This window comes from Amycolatopsis sp. FDAARGOS 1241 (assembly GCF_016889705.1).
GTDB lineage: Bacteria > Actinomycetota > Actinomycetes > Mycobacteriales > Pseudonocardiaceae > Amycolatopsis.
This window is the reverse complement of sequence record NZ_CP069526.1, coordinates 82155-97810: the sequence shown is the minus strand read 5'-3', so window position 1 is coordinate 97810 and position 15656 is coordinate 82155. Positions and strand designations below refer to the sequence as shown.

Below are 15656 nucleotides of genomic sequence, written 5' to 3'. Positions count from 1 at the left end.
GCAGGTCGCGGGCTAGGCGAGCCGCAAGTCGGGCCGGGGGACGACACCCGCTTTGTCGTCCTCCGGCAGGCGCCGCAGGAGATCCGCGACGGGACCACGACCGGGCAGGACGGCGTCGGGCTCGATCTCCAGCCAGGGAATGAGCACGCTGGCGCGATCCGGGGTGCCGGGGTGCGGCAGGAGCAGCCGGGGGTCCTCGGAGGTGACACCCGCGACCGTGACGACGTCCACGTCCAGCGTGCGCGGCCCCCAGCGCAGCTCGCGCACGCGGCCGGCCGCCTGCTCGGCGGCCTGGGCCGTGGCGAGCCAGCCCCAGTGGTCACGGCCGGGGTCGTCGACCACGCACACCGCATTGAGGAAGTCGGGCTGGTCCTCGACGCCCCACGGCTGGGTCTCGTACACGCTCGACACGGCCACCAGCGCCGGTCCGATGGCGTTCACCGCGATGCGCAGGTAGGCCAGCCGGTCGCCGAGGTTGGAGCCGAGCGAAAGGACGGCGCGGCTCACCGGTCGCGCCGGACGGTCACCGCGACGTCGTCGAACGTCAGCGGGATCGGAGCCGCCGGCTTGTGCACGGTGACCTCGACGGCGCTCAGCCGCTCGTCGCGCATCACCTCGTCGGCGATCTTGCCCGCGACGCTCTCGATCAGGTCGTACGGCTCGCCCGCGACGATCCCGGCCGCCAGCTGGGCGAGCTCGCCGTAGTGCAGCGTCTTGGTGAGGTCGTCGGACGCGGCGGCCGGCCCGAGGTCCAGCCACACCGTGACGTCGACGACGAACTCCTGCCCGTCGCGCTTCTCGTGCTCGAACACGCCGTGGCGGCCGAACACGCGCAGGCCCGTCAACGTGATGCGGTCAGCCATCGGCCCGCCCCTTCCGCCACGCGGCCGCGACGGCGACCGCGTCGAGCGACGCGCCCACCTCGTGCACCCGCACGCCCCACGCCCCCGCCGCGGCGGCCAGGGCGGAAATCGCCGCGGTGGCGTGCTCGCGCCCGTCCGGCGGCCGCGGCTCACCGTCCTTGTCGGCCAGCAGCCGGCCCAGGAACCGTTTGCGCGAAGCACCCACCAGCACGGGAAAACCCAGTGACAGCACGGAATCCAGAGCGTGCAGCAACGCCCAGTCGTGCTCCGCGTGCTTCGCGAACCCGAGCCCGGGATCGAGCACGATCGCGCTCTCCTCGACGCCGGCCGCCAGCGCATCGTCCACTCTGGACGCCAGCTCGGCCCGTACTTCGGCGACGACGTCGGTGTAGGTGGCCAGCGCGTTCATGTCCTTGCTGTGCCCGCGCCAGTGCATCAGCACCCACGGCACGCGGCAGTCCGCGGCGACGCGCCCCATGCCGGGATCCGCGAGCCCACCGGAAACATCGTTGATCACCCGAGCGCCGGCCTCGACCGCGGCTTCCGCCACCGCCGCGCGCGTGGTGTCGACGGACAGCACGACACCTTCCGACGCGAGCTGCCGGATCACGGGCAGCACCCGCTTCGCTTCCGTTTCCGCGTCCACCCGCAGCGCGCCGGGCCGAGTCGACTCACCGCCGACGTCGATCAGGTCCGCGCCGAGCGCCCACATCTCCCGCGCGTGTTCCAGCGCCTGGTCGAGGTCCAGGTAGCGGCCCCCGTCGGAGAACGAATCGGGCGTCACGTTCAGCACGCCCACCACCGCGCAGCGGCCGGGCTGGGGCAGCCCCGGGATCACGGACGCCCCTTGATCAGCTCGATCGCCTCGGCGCGCGACGTCGCGGACGTCCGCAGCAACCCGCGCACCGCCGACGTCACGGTCCGCGCGCCCGGCTTGCGGATCCCGCGCATCGACATGCACAGGTGCTCGGCCTCGATCACCACGATCACGCCACGCGGCTCCAGCTTCCGATCCAGCGCGTCGGCGACCTGAGAGGTCAGGCGCTCCTGGACCTGCGGCCGCTTGGCGTACAGGTCGACGAGGCGCGACAGCTTCGAAAGACCGGTGACCTTCCCGTCGGCGTTCGGGATGTACCCGACGTGGGCGAAACCGTGGAAGGGCAGCAGGTGGTGTTCGCAGAACGAGTACAGCGGGATGTCGGTGACGAGCACCAGCTCTTCGTGGGACTCGTCGAAGGTCTTCGCCAGTACGTCGTCCGGGTCGGTGTAGAGGCCGGCGAACATCTCCTGGTAGGCGCGGGCCACCCGGGCCGGTGTTTCGAGGAGGCCGTCGCGGTCGGGGTCTTCGCCGCAGGCCAGCAGGAGTTCCCGGATAGCACGCTCCGCCCGGCCCTGGTCGAAGACCGGGACCGGGCGGAGACCGTCGTCACTGCTTGTTGTCGGATCCGTCCACGTCACGCCGCTGCTGCCCCTCGTCCGGCTGCTGGCCGTTCGCGCCGTCGGCGAACCAGCCCTGCTCACGCGGACGGTCTTCGGCGGGGTGCCACGGCTGGCTGCCCGGGGACGTCGCCGGGGTCCAGCCCGGAGGCGCCCCGTAGTTGGGCGGACCGCTCTGCGTACCACCCGGGCCACCCGGGTAGTAGCCGCCCGCCGGACCGCCCGGCTGCTGACCACCATACGACTGCGGCCAGCGCCCGGTGCCGTTCGGCCCACCATTCGGACGGCCGCCGTTCGGCTGCGGCGGGGCGTACGGGTTGGCGTTCGGATCCGGTGTCGGCGCCGGGTACGGCGGACCACCGGGGAGATCGCCGCCACCCGCGGCGGTGCCGACGGGCGTCGGCTCCGGCTGCAGGACCGGCTTCTTCTCCTTCTCCGGCGGCGGCCACGGCTCGCCACGCTCCATCGCCAGCTCGCCCGGGGTCTTGATCGGCGGCTTGTCCGACGGGGTGCGCTCACCGAACTCGTTGAACACGGTGATGTGCGGACGCTTCTCGACGGTCTCGAAGATCCGCTCGAGGTCCTTGCGCTGCAGCGTCTCCTTCTCGAGCAGCTCCAGCACGAGGTTGTCCAGCACGTCGCGGTAGGTGTTGAGCACGTGCCACGCCTCGGTGTGCGCCGTCTCGATGAGCTTGCGCACCTCCTCGTCGATCTCGTGCGCCACCTCGAGCGAGTAGTCGGCCTGCCGCCCCGCGGAGCGGCCGAGGAACGGGTCGCCCTGCTCCTGGCCGTACTTCACGGCACCGAGCCGCGCGCTCATGCCGTACTCGGTGACCATGGAGCGGGCGATCTTCGTGGCCTGCTCGATGTCGGACGACGCACCGGTGGTGGGCTCGTGGAACACGAGCTCCTCCGCCGTGCGGCCACCCATCGCGAACACGAGGCGGCCGATCATCTCCGACCGAGTCATGAGCTGCTTGTCGTCCTCCGGCACGAGCAGGGCGTGCCCGCCCGTGCGGCCGCGCGGAAGGATCGTGAGCTTGTAGACGGGCTCGATGTCCGGCATCGCCCACGCGGCGAGCGCGTGCCCGCCCTCGTGGTAGGCCGTGATCTTCTTCTCCTTCTCGGAGATGATCCGGCTCTTGCGCGCCGGTCCGCCGACCACGCGGTCCACCGACTCTTCGAGCGCGACGTCGGTGATCACGTGCCCGTTCTGGCGGGCGGTGAGCAGCGCGGCCTCGTTCAGGACGTTGGCCAGGTCCGCACCCGACATGCCGACGGTGCGCTTGGCCAGGCCCGTCAGGTCCACGCCCTGCGCGATCGGCTTGCCCTTCGCGTGCACCTCGAGGATCGCCTTGCGGCCGAGCAGATCCGGCGCCGACACGGGGATCTGGCGGTCGAACCGGCCCGGGCGCAGCAGCGCCGGGTCGAGGATGTCGGGGCGGTTCGTGGCCGCGATCAGGATGATGCCGCCGCGGGCGTCGAAGCCGTCCATCTCGACGAGCAGCTGGTTCAGGGTCTGCTCGCGCTCGTCGTGGCCACCGCCGAGGCCGGCACCGCGCTGGCGGCCGACCGCGTCGATCTCGTCGACGAAGATGATGCACGGCGCGTTCTGCTTGGCCTGCTCGAACAGGTCGCGGACGCGGGACGCACCCACACCGACGAACATCTCGACGAAGTCGGAGCCGGAGATCGTGTAGAACGGCACGCCCGCCTCGCCGGCGACGGCTCGCGCGAGCAGCGTCTTACCGGTACCGGGCGGCCCGTAGAGCAGCACACCCTTCGGGATCTTCGCGCCGAGCGCCTGATATCGCGCCGGGTTCTGCAGGAAGTCCTTGATCTCGTACAGCTCTTCGACGGCTTCGTCGGCGCCCGCCACGTCACCGAAGGTGGTCTTCGGCATGTCCTTGTTCAGCTGCTTGGCCTTGGACTTGCCGAAGTTGAGGACGCGGTTGCCGCCGCCCTGCGCGTTGTTCATCATCCACATCAGCAAGCCCAGGACGAGGGCAAGCGGGATGGCGAAGATGAGGATCTGCGTCAGGATGCCCTGCTGCGTCACCTTGGTGGTGAACTTGATCGGCTGTCCGTTGAGCTGCGCGTTGGTCAACTCGGTGTAGATCGAGTTCGTGGCGTCAGCCGGGTATTGCGCGACGATCTGGTCGGTCTGGGTGCCGTCGACGTCGATCTTCTGCGTCAGCGAGAGTTTGAGCTGCTGCTCTTTGTCCTCAAGGCTGGCTTCCTTGACGTGGTTCGCCTTGATCTGCTGGTTCGCCACGGAGATCGGCGCCTGGGTGTAGCCCCGGTCGCTGTCGAAGATCGTGTTGTAGGCGAACAACGCCAGCAACCCCGCGACGATCCACAGCAGTGGGTTCCTGAGCACGCTCTTCCGGTTCATACGACTCGGCCCTTGTGGCCTCGACCCTCCCTGGTTGGGCGGCTCCTGTGATACCCGCCATCACGATCTTGACAACCCGTAGGTGCCCCGGGCACCCGTCCCACCAGGGTACCGTCCGTTCGGACGATCGACCCTTGTGAGCCTCTCGCAGGTCAACGGGCGATACCGCCGGAGGGTTCCCGGACCGCGCCGGTCCGAGTCACCCTAGCGTGTGTCGGCAGCCACTGAGTCGACCATCTCGCCGAGTCGCGTGCGCAAGGTCGCGGGATCCGCGGGCGCCACGGTCACCCATTCGCGCCCGTCCGAGCCCGGCCGAGACAGGCTCAGGTAACGGCCCGTGGCGGTGTCGAACCAGCCCAGCACGCGGGACCGCTGCCGGGCTCCGAGCTGGGTACGGCTGTTCGCGGCGAGCTGACCCCCGCGCAGGCGCGGCTGGCCGGAGATCACCCCGTACGTCTCGCGGGGATCCACGTTCACGCGGTCGCTCAGCGACTGGCGCTTCGCCCGCCGCCCCTTCGCCTCCGGCGCGCCGCCGAGGCCGCCGGCCGCGACGGGCACGCGGATCGGCCGGGTGTGCAATGCCTCGTCGAGCGGGAGTGTGACGGACGCCTCGCTGCCGCGGCGGCCGCCGGGCAGCAGGTCGACGATCGCGGAGACCAGTCCGTCGGCCGGGGCTTCGCGCAGCCAGACGCCGTCGGCGTCCTGGACGGCCACCACGCCGGTGCGCTCGTCGGCGGCGCCGAGCAGCGCGACCGGGTGGGCCTGGAACTCGGGGATGTGCAGCGCGTCGATCGTGAGCGGCGCACGGGCGAGCAGGTCCAGCCACTCCTCCACGGGCGGCTCCAGGCGGCCGCGCGAATCGCGGATGCCGCGCGCCTTGAGCTCGACGTCGACCCGGTGCCGCAACGAGACGCGCTCGTCCTCGGTGGCGCCGTGCGAGCGCACCCGCAGGGGGTACGGCAGTTCGCCGAGCTCGGCGGCCTCCCAGAGGAAATCGAACGCCAGCAACGAGAAGAACTCTTGGTGCATGCGGTGGTGCTCACCCTCCAGGATCGAACTCTCGCTCAGCGTAGCGCGAGCGGGCCGCGGGCCGAGACGGCCCGGAAGTGCCGCAGCCGTCAGAACGCCGCCGCGCCCGCCTGCTCCGCCGCGCCCGACAGCATCTCACCGAGCCGGTACCGCAGCGTCGCGGCGTCCGCCGGCGCGATGGTGATCCAGTCGCGACCGTCGCGGCCTCGGGTGGCCTGCGTGAAGTAGCGGCCGGTTTCGGTGTCGAACCAGCTGAGCACCGGCGTGCGCGTGCGCCCGCCGAGGCGGTTGCGCGCGTTGGCACCGATCTGACCGCCGCGCAGGCGCGGCTGGGCGTGCAGGCGCGCGAGGGCCTTGCGGTCCTCGTCCACGCTCGCGCGGCCCGACGCGTCGACCGTGTTGCCGCGGCGCTGCATGAAGTCGACGCCGGAACTGCCCACGAGCTGCTCGAGCGGCACGGTGATCGACTTCTCGGTACCGCGCGGGGAGCCGGGCAGCAGCGACACGACAGCGGTGGCGAGTCCGTCGGCCGGGCACGGCTGCAGGTGCAGGCCGCGCTGATCCTGCACGGCCAGCAAGCCCTGGCCACCGATCGCTCCGGCGACGGCGAGCAGCGGCTCGGCGCTGGGGTCGAGCAGTTGCACGGTGTCCAGGCTGACGTCGGGTGAGGCGAGGATGCCGAAGTACTCCTCAATGTGCGGCGCAGGCCGGCCGCGGCCGTCGGCGACACCGCGCTCGACGAGGCCGGCGAACGTGCGGGCGCGCAGGGCGGCGCGCTCGTCGACGGTGGCACCGTGCGACCTGATCCGCAGCGGGTAGGGCAGCTCACCCAGCGCGGCCGACTCCCACAGGAAGTCCACCTCGGCCGGAGTGAGCAGCTCCGCGTTCGGCATCGACCAAACCCCCCAACGCCTAGCGTCGTTCAGGACGGACAGTGTTCGAGACAGCCCGGGCGCGCAGCCGAGGTGGCCGCGCGCCCGGGGGAAGCACATCAGTTGTCGTCGTCGTCCGACCACGCGCCGATCACTGGCGGCGGAGTGGCTTCGTTGGCGCCGAACGCGTCGTCGGGGTCGGGCTCGATGAGGAACGACGCGTGCGTGTGCACCTCGTCCTCCTGGCCCTGGCCGGCGCCGTGGGCACCCATGCCGCCCATGCCGCCGCCCATCGGGTTCATCCCCGGTGCCGGCTGCCCGCCGATCGTGCCGCCGGCGGAAACGACACCCTGCTGCGGCGCGGGCGTGGCCTGACCACCCTGGTGCTCGGCGGCCGCCGACGTCTTCTCGTCGTTGCGCGAGCCGCTGCGCGCACCTTGGCCGAGCTTGCCGCCCGCGAGGCCGAGGCCACCGCCGAGCGCGGTGGCGCCCAGCGCCTGGCCGACGCCCGAAGCGCCGCCGCCCGTGGCCGGAGCCGGCGCGGCCGGCGCCGGCGCGGCGGCCGCACCGCTGCTCGCCGTGGCGGCCATCCCGCCGTCGTAACCGGAAGTGCCGTAAGTGCCGGAGTCAGCCGTGACCTGGTGGCCGCCCGCACCCGACGCACCGGCGCCACCGGAGGCCGCACCGCCGTGGCCGCCATAGCCGCCGGCGCCGAAGGTGTAGCTCCCGCCGCCACCGAGCGCGCCGGGGCCGCTGACCGAAACGCCGTGCGAACCGCCGCCGGCGAAGTCGTTGCCGTTGAAGTGGGTGGGCGTGGGCTTCATGCCGAGCGAATCGGGACCGAAGCTCGGGGTCGAGCCGTCGATCTCCTTCATCGACTGCGTGTACGCGTTGAAGAACGCGACCTGCTGCGCCTTCACGTCGTTCGCGGCGTCGGCCTGCGCCTTCTGGTCGGCGGCCAGCGCGGCCGGACCGCCGGCGAGCGCGGCGGACATGGCCTGCTTCGGGTCGTAGTCGACCGGCGCCGGCATCTTTTTGACCTCGGCGGCGGCCGCGGCCTGCTTCGCGAGGCGGTCGGACATCGTGTGCGCGGCGTCCGAGGCCTGCGTGCCCGAGTTGGCGATGGCGACGAGCACGCCCTGCGCACCCGCGGCACCTTCACCGACCCACGCGTTGCCGAGCTCGCCGATCGCGGTGTAGAGGTCGTCCGACGCGGTCTTCAGCGCGGTGCCGTGTTTGGCCCACTGCTGCCCGGTGGCCTCGGCCGTGCCCGGGTCGTTGTTCGAGACGGCGCCGTTGTAGAGCTGGTGGCTCTCCTGCGCGTTCCAGTTGGGCGGGTTCGCGATCGCGCGGTCGCCGCCCATCTCGAAGCCGCCGGCCCGGCTGCGGGCCGAAGCGACAATGCTCTGCGCAGCGGAGTTGTCCCCGAGCGGCACGGCGGAACCGCTCGCCGCCGGGGTCTGCGCCGGCGGCTGCTGGCCGTAGCCGCTGCTGTCGTAGTTCGGAGCCATGACTTCCTGATCCCCCTCGTCAGCCCTGGTTGAGCGAGCGCGCCGCGGACTGGTCCATCTCGTGGTAGCGCGACATCGCCGCGACGATGCCCTCCTCGGCCGCCTGGTACTGGCTCAGGAGGTTCTGCAGCGCCGAGGTGTAGGAGTCACCGCCACCGTCGGCGCGCTGGACGAACTTGGTCGCGATGGCCTCGCCGACCGGGTTCGCGCCGAGCTTCGGCGGCTGGGCGAGCGAGCCCGCGCTGTTGAGCAGGGCTTCGACCGCGTCCTTGCCGGTGCGGATCTTCTTCAGCACCGCCTGCGCCGCGTCCGGGTCGACCCCGAGCTGGCCGTTGACGGCGGCGTTCTTGAACGCGTTGGCATCGGCCAAGCTGCTGTTGCCCATTGCCCTCTCTCCGTTCCCCCGCGGGAGCTCCCCGCCCGCATCGGCATGGTCTTCGCTTAGGTTAACGCACCTGGTCCGCACCTATGACGCGATCGGCGAACCCAGGGTTCCGCACCTGGTGTGATCGCCGCAACACCTGTTCGCGGCGTCTTCCGCAGTTCACACGGGCGGAAGCGCCGCGGGGTTCACCGCGGTTTCAGGACGTGTAGACGCGCGGGTCGAGCGTGCCGATGTAGGGCAGGTCCCGGTAGCGCTCGGCGTAGTCGAGGCCGTAGCCGACCACGAACTCGTTCGGGATGTCGAAGCCGATGTACTTCACCGGCACGTCGACCTTCACCGCTTCGGGCTTGCGCAGCAACGAGACGACCTCGAGCGACGCCGGGTTCCGGCTCGCGAGGTTCTTGAGCAGCCACGACAACGTGAGCCCCGAGTCGACGATGTCCTCGACGATCAGCACGTCGCGGCCCGCGATGTCGCGGTCGAGGTCCTTGAGGATGCGCACCACGCCCGAGGACGAGGTCGACGAGCCGTACGACGACACGGCCATGAACTCCAGCTGCGTCGGCAGCGGCAGAGCGCGTGCGAAGTCGGTCATGAACATCACGGCGCCCTTGAGCACGCCCACCAGGAGCAGTTCACCCTGGCCGTTCTCGGGGTAATCGGCGGCGATCTTGGCCGCCAGCTCCGCGATCTTGTCCTTGATCTGCTGCTCGGTGATGAGCACGGAGGCGATCTCGCCCTCGTACACGGGTCATTCCCCTCGGGTGGTGGGTTCGGGTCCGGCAAGCGTGAGCCTGCCACGGCACCGCCGAGCCTCCAAGTTGCCCGGCAACCAAACGCCGCCCTGGCCGCGCCAGCGCGCGACGAGCGCGTCGACCGAACGCAGGTGCGCGTCGGTCAGCTCGCGCACGCCGGAGGCCAGCAGCCACCTGCGCAGAACCCGCCGGCGCACCGCCGCGGGCTCGGCCGCGAGCACCGCCACGTCGAGCCCTTCGGCGCCGCTCGCGCGGGTGAGAATCCTGTCCGCCACTGTGTCCAACGCCTCTGCGTCTTCGCGCAGTTGCGCGGCCGTGCGGGCCAGTGCGCCGGCGACGCCGCCGGCGAGCACGTCCTCCAGCAGCGGCAGCACTTCCGCGCGCAACCGGACGCGCGTGAAGCGCGGATCGGCGTTGTGCGGGTCCTGCCACGGTTCGACGCCCAGCTCGGCACAGGCCTCCCGGGTCTGCGCGCGCGTGATCGCGAGCAGGGGACGGCCCCACGGCGGGTCGTGCGGGCGCATACCCGCCAGCGAGCGGGGTCCGGACCCGCGGCCGAGTCCCAGGAGGACTGTTTCAGCCTGGTCGTCGAGGGTGTGGCCGAGCAGCACGAGCCCTTCGCCGCCAGGCAGGGCTTCGCGCAGCGCGCGGTACCTCGCGGTGCGCGCGGCGGCTTCGGGGCCGCCTTTGCCCGTGACGGACACGGTGAGCACCTCGGCCGTGTCGAGGCCGAACTCCTTCGCCACCGTGGCGGCGCGAGCGGCGACTTCGGCGGAACCATCCTGCAAGCCGTGGTCGACGACGAGCGCGCGCGTGCGCAGCTTCCGGTGGCGGGCGACGTACGCGGTGGCCTCGGCGAGCGCCAGCGAATCCGCGCCACCGGACACGGCGACGCACACCTCGTCCGGCACGCCGGCCGTCGCCAGGAATTCCCGCACGGCCCGGCGGACCGCCGCGAGCGCGTTCACCCGTGCAGGCGCCGTACCCAGGCCGCGGGATCGCTGATCTCGGCCCGGGTCGGCAGTGTGTTCGGGGACCGCCAGACCGCGTTGAAGCCCGCCATGCCGACGGCGTCCACCACGTGCTTGGTGAACTTCGCGCCCTCTTCGTACTGGCGGATCTTCGCGTCGAGCCCGAGCAGCGCGCGCAGCAGCCGGTCGAAGACGCCCCCGCTCTGGCGCCGCGCGCTGAACCGCGAGCGGATCGTCTCGACGGTGGGCACGACCCGCGGACCGACGGCGTCCATCACGTAGTCCGCGTGGCCTTCCAGCAGCGTCGACAGGGCGAGCAAGCGGTCGAAGATCGCGCGTTCCTTCGGCGACTGCAGCAGTTCCGCGAGCCCGACGCCCTTGCCGCGCTGCTTGAGCGCGTCGGGCAGTCGGCCGACGAGGTCGGACAGGCCGTCGGCCGAGTGGCCCGCGATGCCGGTGACGAGGCGTTCGACCTCGTCGGCGAAGTAGTCGCGCAGCCACCGCACGGCCGTGAACTGCAGGCGGTGCGTGCACTCGTGCAGGCACACCCACAGCCGGAAGTCGGGCGCGTGCACCTTCATCGCGCGCTCCGCGGCGACGACGTTGGGCGCCACGAGCAACAGCTGGCCCTCGCGTTCGGGCCCGCCGAACGGGTCGTACTGGCCGAGCACCCGCGACGCGAGGAACGCGAGCACCAGCCCCGTCTGCACACCGGCGCCGGACGCCAGGATCGGGCCGAGCGGACCGCCCTGCGCTTCGGGCAGCGCGCGGCCGGTCAACGCGCCGAGCCCCGACGCGGCAGAGCGCACCCAGCCGGGCCGGTCCACGACCGTGCCCGGCAGCAGCGGCAGGTCCTCGCCGAGCCCGGTCACCTCGCGCACGTGGCTCTCGGCCTCGGCCGTGAGGTCACGCAGGTCGGTGACCGCGCGGGCAGCCTCCTCCTTGGGCACCTGCGGGCCGCCGCGCACCAGCCGCGCACCGGTCGACGCCGCGAGGTCCCAGTCGACCATCGGCCGCCGTTGGGTCTCGGTTTCCTGGCTCACGCGTCCGACGCTACCTGCATCCGGGCGTTTTTCCCGACCGGCGGCGGTCAAGTCGGCGCCGATCGGCCTAGTGCCCGAGGTTCTGTCCGGGGTTCTGCTCAGTGGCAGCCGCACTTGCGCAGTGTCGTGGCGAGCACGTCGAGCGCCGCCTGACCCGGGTCCTTCTGCGAACCGTTGGACATGAACGCGAAGGCGAGCACGCGGTTGTCGCTGTCGAGCACGTAGCCGGCGAGGGTGTTGACGGCCGTGAGCGTGCCGGTCTTGGCGCGCACCCAGCCCTTGCCCGCGACGGTGTTCGGCGTGCCGTAGCGGGGACCGAGCGTGCCGGCCGGGCTGCCCGCCACCGGCAGGCCCGCCAGCAGTGGACGCAGCTTGGGGGTGTCGGGGTTCTTGCCGTCCGGTGCCGCGGCCGCGGCAAGCACCTGCGCGAGCAACCGGGCCGGCACCTTGTTCTGGTTGGACAGTCCGCTCGTGTCCGACAGCTGCAGGCCCGTGACGTCGAAGCCGTGGTCGGCCAGCACCTTCTTCACCGATACGGCCGCGCCGGCGAACGACGGGTCCGCCCCGGCGGACATGGCGACCTGCCGGCCAAGCTCGTCGGCGAGGACGTTGTCGGAGATCTGGAGCAGCGCGTACGCGAGGTCCGGCAGCGGCGCCGACTGCACCTGCGCGACGACCTTCCCGTCGACGGGCGCCTTCGCCGTGCCGGCCGGCTGCGCGCCCAGCTTGTCGGCGATGAGCTGGATGAGCGTGGTCGCCGGGTTGCCCGACCGCATCGTCTCGTCGACCGACGGGTTGCCGCGGCCGCCGTCGGCCATCGCGGGCACGATCGGGGCGCCGAACGTGGAGGGCGCGTCGCTCGCTTCCCAGCCGGGGGCGGTGGTGGGGCCGGTGTAGGCGCTGACGTCGACCTGCACCCGCTTGACGTCCGGGTCGGCCTTCTTGATCTGGGCGACGAGGTCGTCGACGTGGGCGGCGCCGGGGTAGATCGGCGAGTCGGTGCCGATGGGCAGCGCCGTGAGCGTGGGGTCACCGGCGCCGACGAGGATCACCGTTCCGGGGTCCGAGCCCTCGACGACCTTCGTCGTGATCCGCTTCGTCGGGTCCATCGACAGCAGCGCCGCCGACACGGTGAGGATCTTGGTGGTCGACGCCGGCGTGATCGGCTGGGCGGAGCCGTGGTCCCACAGGACGTCACCCGTGACGGGATCGATCACGCTGCCGGTGAGCTGCGAGAGCGCCGTGGCACCCGCAGGCCCGGAGAGCGCGGACGCGACGCCGCTCGCCGTCGGGCCCTGGCCGGTGGTGTCGGGTCCGTGCAGCGCGAGGCTCACCGACGCGGGATCGGGCATTTCACCCTTCGGCGCGTTGGGCGCCCACGGCAGGCCCAGCCGGTTGGACACCTTCGGCATCGCCGCGGCGACGCCCGCGGCCGCCAGCACCAGGACCACGACGATCCCGAGCACGAGGAGCTTCTTCTTGCTCCGCTTGGTCTTCTGCTCGGGCGGCTCGGGCTGCTTCTCCGGCGCCCCGGCCGGCTCCCCGAACCCCTCGGGCCGCTCGATCCCGACCGTCGCCTCCGACGCCGGCTCGATCCGCACCGGCCGCGCCTGCGCCGCCGACGCCGACGGCACCCCGCCCGGCTCATTCGAAAGGCTGTCCCACTGCGGGGCGCCGTGGGGCCGGTCCTGCGGGTCCGGGTTCTGGGCGGTGTGGAAGACGCTCCAGCGCTGGGTCGTCTCGACGCCTTCTTCGCGGTGGGGTACTTCGCGCTGCGGTTCCGGCCGCGCGGCCTCGGGACGCGCCGGCTCGGGGCGGAAGACGTCCCACTTGGTCGGGTCGATGTACTGGGTGGACTCGTTGTTCTCCTGGTGCGAGTCCTGCTCGGGCTGCTCGTCCGGCTCCGGACTGCGCACGGGCTCGAACAACGATGCCGGGCGACGCTGCTCTTCGGCCCGCTCGCCGCGGTCCTCGTCACCCCAGCCCCGCGCACCCGGACTCTGGTCGCCGTGCGGCTGGTCAAAACGGGTTGGCTCCGACCGGCGCTGCGCCCCTTGGCCGGCACGGCTCTGGTCGCCGGTCGCCTGCGCTGGGCGATCGCCGGCCTGGGCATCCCGCGCTCGGTCGCCGCCGGCTTGGTCGCTGCGGTTTTGCTGGGTGGCCTCTTCGCCGCTGTTGTCCTGCTCGGCACTGTCGCTCTGCTCGGCACTGTCGCTCTGCTCGGCACTGTGGCTCTGATCGGCGCTGTGGCCTTGCTCGGTGGCTTGGCCTTGCTCGGTGGCTTGGCCTTGCTCGGTGGCTTGGCCTTGCTCGGTGTCTCGGCCACTGTCCGCGGGCTGACCCGGACGCACCACCGGCACGATCGGCGTCTGCGGCAGGCGCACCGGGAACTGCTGGGTCGACTGGTCGGATCGCTCCTGCGGCCGGCTCTGCTGCTCGCGGGCAGCGCCTTGCTCCTGGCCCCCGGGCTGTCCCCGATCCCGGCCTTGCTCTTGCGCACCGGGGCGGCCGCCCTGGTCCTGGCCGCTCTCGTCCTGGTCCTGGCGGCCCCGACCCTGCTGTTCCCCGGGCCGGCCTTGGGCCTGCTCGCCCTGCGCCGGCAGGCGACTCTGCTGCTGCCCCTGGAACAGACTCTGTGGCCGCGCCTGCCTGCTCTGCGGCTGCGGCGCCCACTGCGGCCGCGCCGGTTGCCGGCTCTGCTGCCGGCCCTGCTCGGGGCGCGGCTCACCGGGCCGTGATCCGCTCAGCCGGTCGGCGAGGTCCTGCTTGGGCTGTTCCTGCCCGGTCGACGAGCCTGTGCCCTGTTGCGGCTGCTGTGACTGTTGCGAAGACGGAGCCCGCTGGCCTTGGCCGGGTTGCGCTCCTGCCGGTCCCGGCTGCCGGCCCTGCCCGCCCTGTCCGCTCTGACCGGCGGGCGGCGGCCACGACGGCGCCCCGGTGGGGCGTGGTTCGACCGGGGTGTTGAGGCCGGGGACCAGCGTCGGGGGGACGTTCGGTTTGAACCAGGTGCCCGGGTGGCGGTCGCCGGACGGGGCAGGTGCGGCAGGTGTGGCTGGTGTGACCTTCGGCACGGCGAGCTGGTCCGTGACGGTCTGGCCGGGCTTCGGGATCGGGAAGCGCGCGGTCGCGCCGGCACTGCGCGACGACGTGTCCGCGTCACCCTCGGGCCACATCGGCTGATCGTTGTCCGGCACCCACCACTCCTTCTCACCTGCCCGGAAGGGGCCAAGGTCACATGCCGCCTAGCCGACATCCGTGGGACCCGTCGGCGGAGCGTAGTCCACACTAGTGACGTCAACGAGGTGATTACGGTTGCCGCCCACGACGCGTGGGACACCGAGATTCGAGAAGCAGCGAGGACGGCCGTGGAGTTCGACGTCACGATCGAAATCCCCAAGGGGGAGCGCAACAAGTACGAGGTCGACCACAAGACAGGACGCATCAAGCTCGACCGGACCCTGTTCACGGCGACGCAGTACCCGGCTGACTACGGCTTCATCGACGACACCCTCGGCCAGGACGGCGACCCGCTCGACGTGCTGGTGCTGGTGCAGGAGCCGACGTTCCCGGGTTGCCTGATCCGCTGCCGCGCCATCGGCATGTTCCGCATGACCGACGAAAAGGGCCCGGACGACAAGGTGCTGGCCATCCCGACCAACGATCCGCGACTGGAGCACCTGCGCGACATCCACCACCTCAACGAGTTCCACAAGCTCGAGATCCAGCACTTCTTCGAGGTCTACAAGGACCTCGAGCCGGGCAAGAGCGTCGAGGGCTCGACGTGGGTGGGCCGCGCGGAAGCCGAGGCCGAGATCTCGCGGTCGTACGAGCGGGAGCAGGACCGGCTGGCCAAGGAAGAGGTCGAGGGCTCGGCTCACTGAGAGCGCCCTCGAACGCGCGAAAGGGCCGTTCATCCCGTCCGGGGTGAACGGCCCTTTCCCTGTCTGAGGCGGGCATCCCAAGCTAGGTCGAGCGCGGCTTCCCCCGACCTCTGCTCCATCGCCGACTCGCCCGGCGACGGCTCCTCCTCGAGGAACCCGACCAGGGCCGCCGGGGTGCTCATCGCCGAAGCGGACGGCCGCGGCGATCCGGTCACCGACCGTGCCGAACCGACTCGAGAGGGACACCGCCGTCTCCGCCGCGCCGTGATCGCAGAGGGTCACAAGTGACGGCTGAGCAAGGCGAAGTCTTCGGCGCGCATCGGCTGGGGGTGACCCGGGCGAGGAGTGGGGGCTCGCGGGCGAGGGCGACGGGGACTTCGGTGAGGCCGAGCCGGAGTGCGACGGCGATGCGGTGGTTGCGCCGTCGAGGGTCGCGATGTGCTCGTTGAAGCCGAGGCGGAGCGGGGTGCGGATGCCGTGTTCGGCGATGTCGGCGGTGAGGGCGTCGAGGTGA

16 protein-coding genes are annotated in these 15656 nt (G+C 71.8%); 3 read left to right on the top strand and 13 right to left on the bottom strand.

All coding sequences use genetic code 11. The features are described 5' to 3' along the window. Positions 1-12: 12 nt before the first annotated feature. The 13 genes from folK to dacB form a co-directional block, all read right to left on the bottom strand. Entirely contained in the window at positions 13-507 is a 495-nt protein-coding gene (folK, locus tag I6J71_RS00455) for a 2-amino-4-hydroxy-6-hydroxymethyldihydropteridine diphosphokinase (protein WP_204092897.1), read from the bottom strand. Beyond that, the gene (gene folB / locus I6J71_RS00450) at positions 504-863 is read right to left on the bottom strand and encodes a dihydroneopterin aldolase (protein ID WP_204092896.1); all 360 of its coding nucleotides are present in this window, start codon (positions 861-863) and stop codon (positions 504-506) included. Before folB ends, folK begins: the two co-directional genes overlap by 4 nt. Then, positions 856-1698, bottom strand: coding sequence for a dihydropteroate synthase (gene folP / locus I6J71_RS00445; RefSeq protein ID WP_239155616.1), 843 nt, complete (start codon positions 1696-1698; stop codon positions 856-858). The genes folB and folP overlap by 8 nt, the downstream gene beginning before the upstream one ends. Next, positions 1698-2321 (bottom strand): GTP cyclohydrolase I FolE, encoded by a 624-nt coding sequence (gene folE, locus I6J71_RS00440; RefSeq protein ID WP_204092895.1) that lies wholly within the window; start codon positions 2319-2321, stop codon positions 1698-1700. Before folE ends, folP begins: the two co-directional genes overlap by 1 nt. Beyond that, complete coding sequence (gene ftsH, locus I6J71_RS00435) at positions 2290-4695, bottom strand: ATP-dependent zinc metalloprotease FtsH (RefSeq protein ID WP_204092894.1); 2406 nt, start codon at positions 4693-4695, stop codon at positions 2290-2292. The genes folE and ftsH overlap by 32 nt, the downstream gene beginning before the upstream one ends. 204 nt (positions 4696-4899) lie before the next feature. Beyond that, positions 4900-5724, bottom strand: a complete 825-nt coding sequence (locus I6J71_RS00430) for an ESX secretion-associated protein EspG (RefSeq protein WP_204092893.1) — start codon at positions 5722-5724, stop codon at positions 4900-4902. An 89-nt stretch (positions 5725-5813) separates the two neighbouring features. Next, positions 5814-6617, bottom strand: a complete 804-nt coding sequence (locus I6J71_RS00425; RefSeq protein WP_204092892.1) for an ESX secretion-associated protein EspG — start codon at positions 6615-6617, stop codon at positions 5814-5816. 98 nt (positions 6618-6715) lie between these two features. Beyond that, on the bottom strand, positions 6716-8107 hold the full coding sequence (locus tag I6J71_RS00420; protein ID WP_239154335.1) for a hypothetical protein: 1392 nt from the start codon (positions 8105-8107) through the stop codon (positions 6716-6718). Positions 8108-8126: 19 nt separating this feature from the next. Next, entirely contained in the window at positions 8127-8492 is a 366-nt protein-coding gene (locus tag I6J71_RS00415; protein ID WP_204092891.1) for a hypothetical protein, read from the bottom strand. A 196-nt stretch (positions 8493-8688) separates the two neighbouring features. Continuing rightward, positions 8689-9240 carry a hypoxanthine phosphoribosyltransferase gene (gene hpt / locus I6J71_RS00410; protein WP_204092890.1) on the bottom strand — a complete coding sequence of 184 codons (552 nt, stop codon included), beginning with the start codon at positions 9238-9240 and terminating at the stop codon, positions 8689-8691. Positions 9241-9243: 3 nt separating this feature from the next. Next, the gene (gene tilS, locus I6J71_RS00405) at positions 9244-10215 is read right to left on the bottom strand and encodes a tRNA lysidine(34) synthetase TilS (protein WP_204092889.1); all 972 of its coding nucleotides are present in this window, start codon (positions 10213-10215) and stop codon (positions 9244-9246) included. Continuing rightward, a complete protein-coding gene (locus I6J71_RS00400) occupies positions 10212-11228 on the bottom strand; it encodes a zinc-dependent metalloprotease (protein WP_204096785.1) in 1017 nt (338 codons plus the stop codon). The genes tilS and I6J71_RS00400 overlap by 4 nt, the downstream gene beginning before the upstream one ends. Before the next feature lie 131 nt (positions 11229-11359). Beyond that, positions 11360-13177 (bottom strand): D-alanyl-D-alanine carboxypeptidase/D-alanyl-D-alanine-endopeptidase, encoded by a 1818-nt coding sequence (gene dacB, locus I6J71_RS47390; protein WP_239154334.1) that lies wholly within the window; start codon positions 13175-13177, stop codon positions 11360-11362. Here dacB and I6J71_RS47385 point away from each other — a divergent pair. The 3 genes from I6J71_RS47385 (at position 13133) to I6J71_RS00390 (ending at position 15142) form a co-directional block, all read left to right on the top strand. Continuing rightward, a complete protein-coding gene (locus tag I6J71_RS47385; protein WP_239154333.1) occupies positions 13133-13999 on the top strand; it encodes a hypothetical protein in 867 nt (288 codons plus the stop codon). The genes dacB and I6J71_RS47385 overlap by 45 nt on opposite strands. A 310-nt stretch (positions 14000-14309) precedes the next feature. Continuing rightward, positions 14310-14441, top strand: a complete 132-nt coding sequence (locus tag I6J71_RS49620) for a hypothetical protein (protein ID WP_255570711.1) — start codon at positions 14310-14312, stop codon at positions 14439-14441. 185 nt (positions 14442-14626) lie between these two features. Beyond that, positions 14627-15142 carry an inorganic diphosphatase gene (locus tag I6J71_RS00390; protein ID WP_204092888.1) on the top strand — a complete coding sequence of 172 codons (516 nt, stop codon included), beginning with the start codon at positions 14627-14629 and terminating at the stop codon, positions 15140-15142. Positions 15143-15656 lie beyond the last annotated feature (514 nt).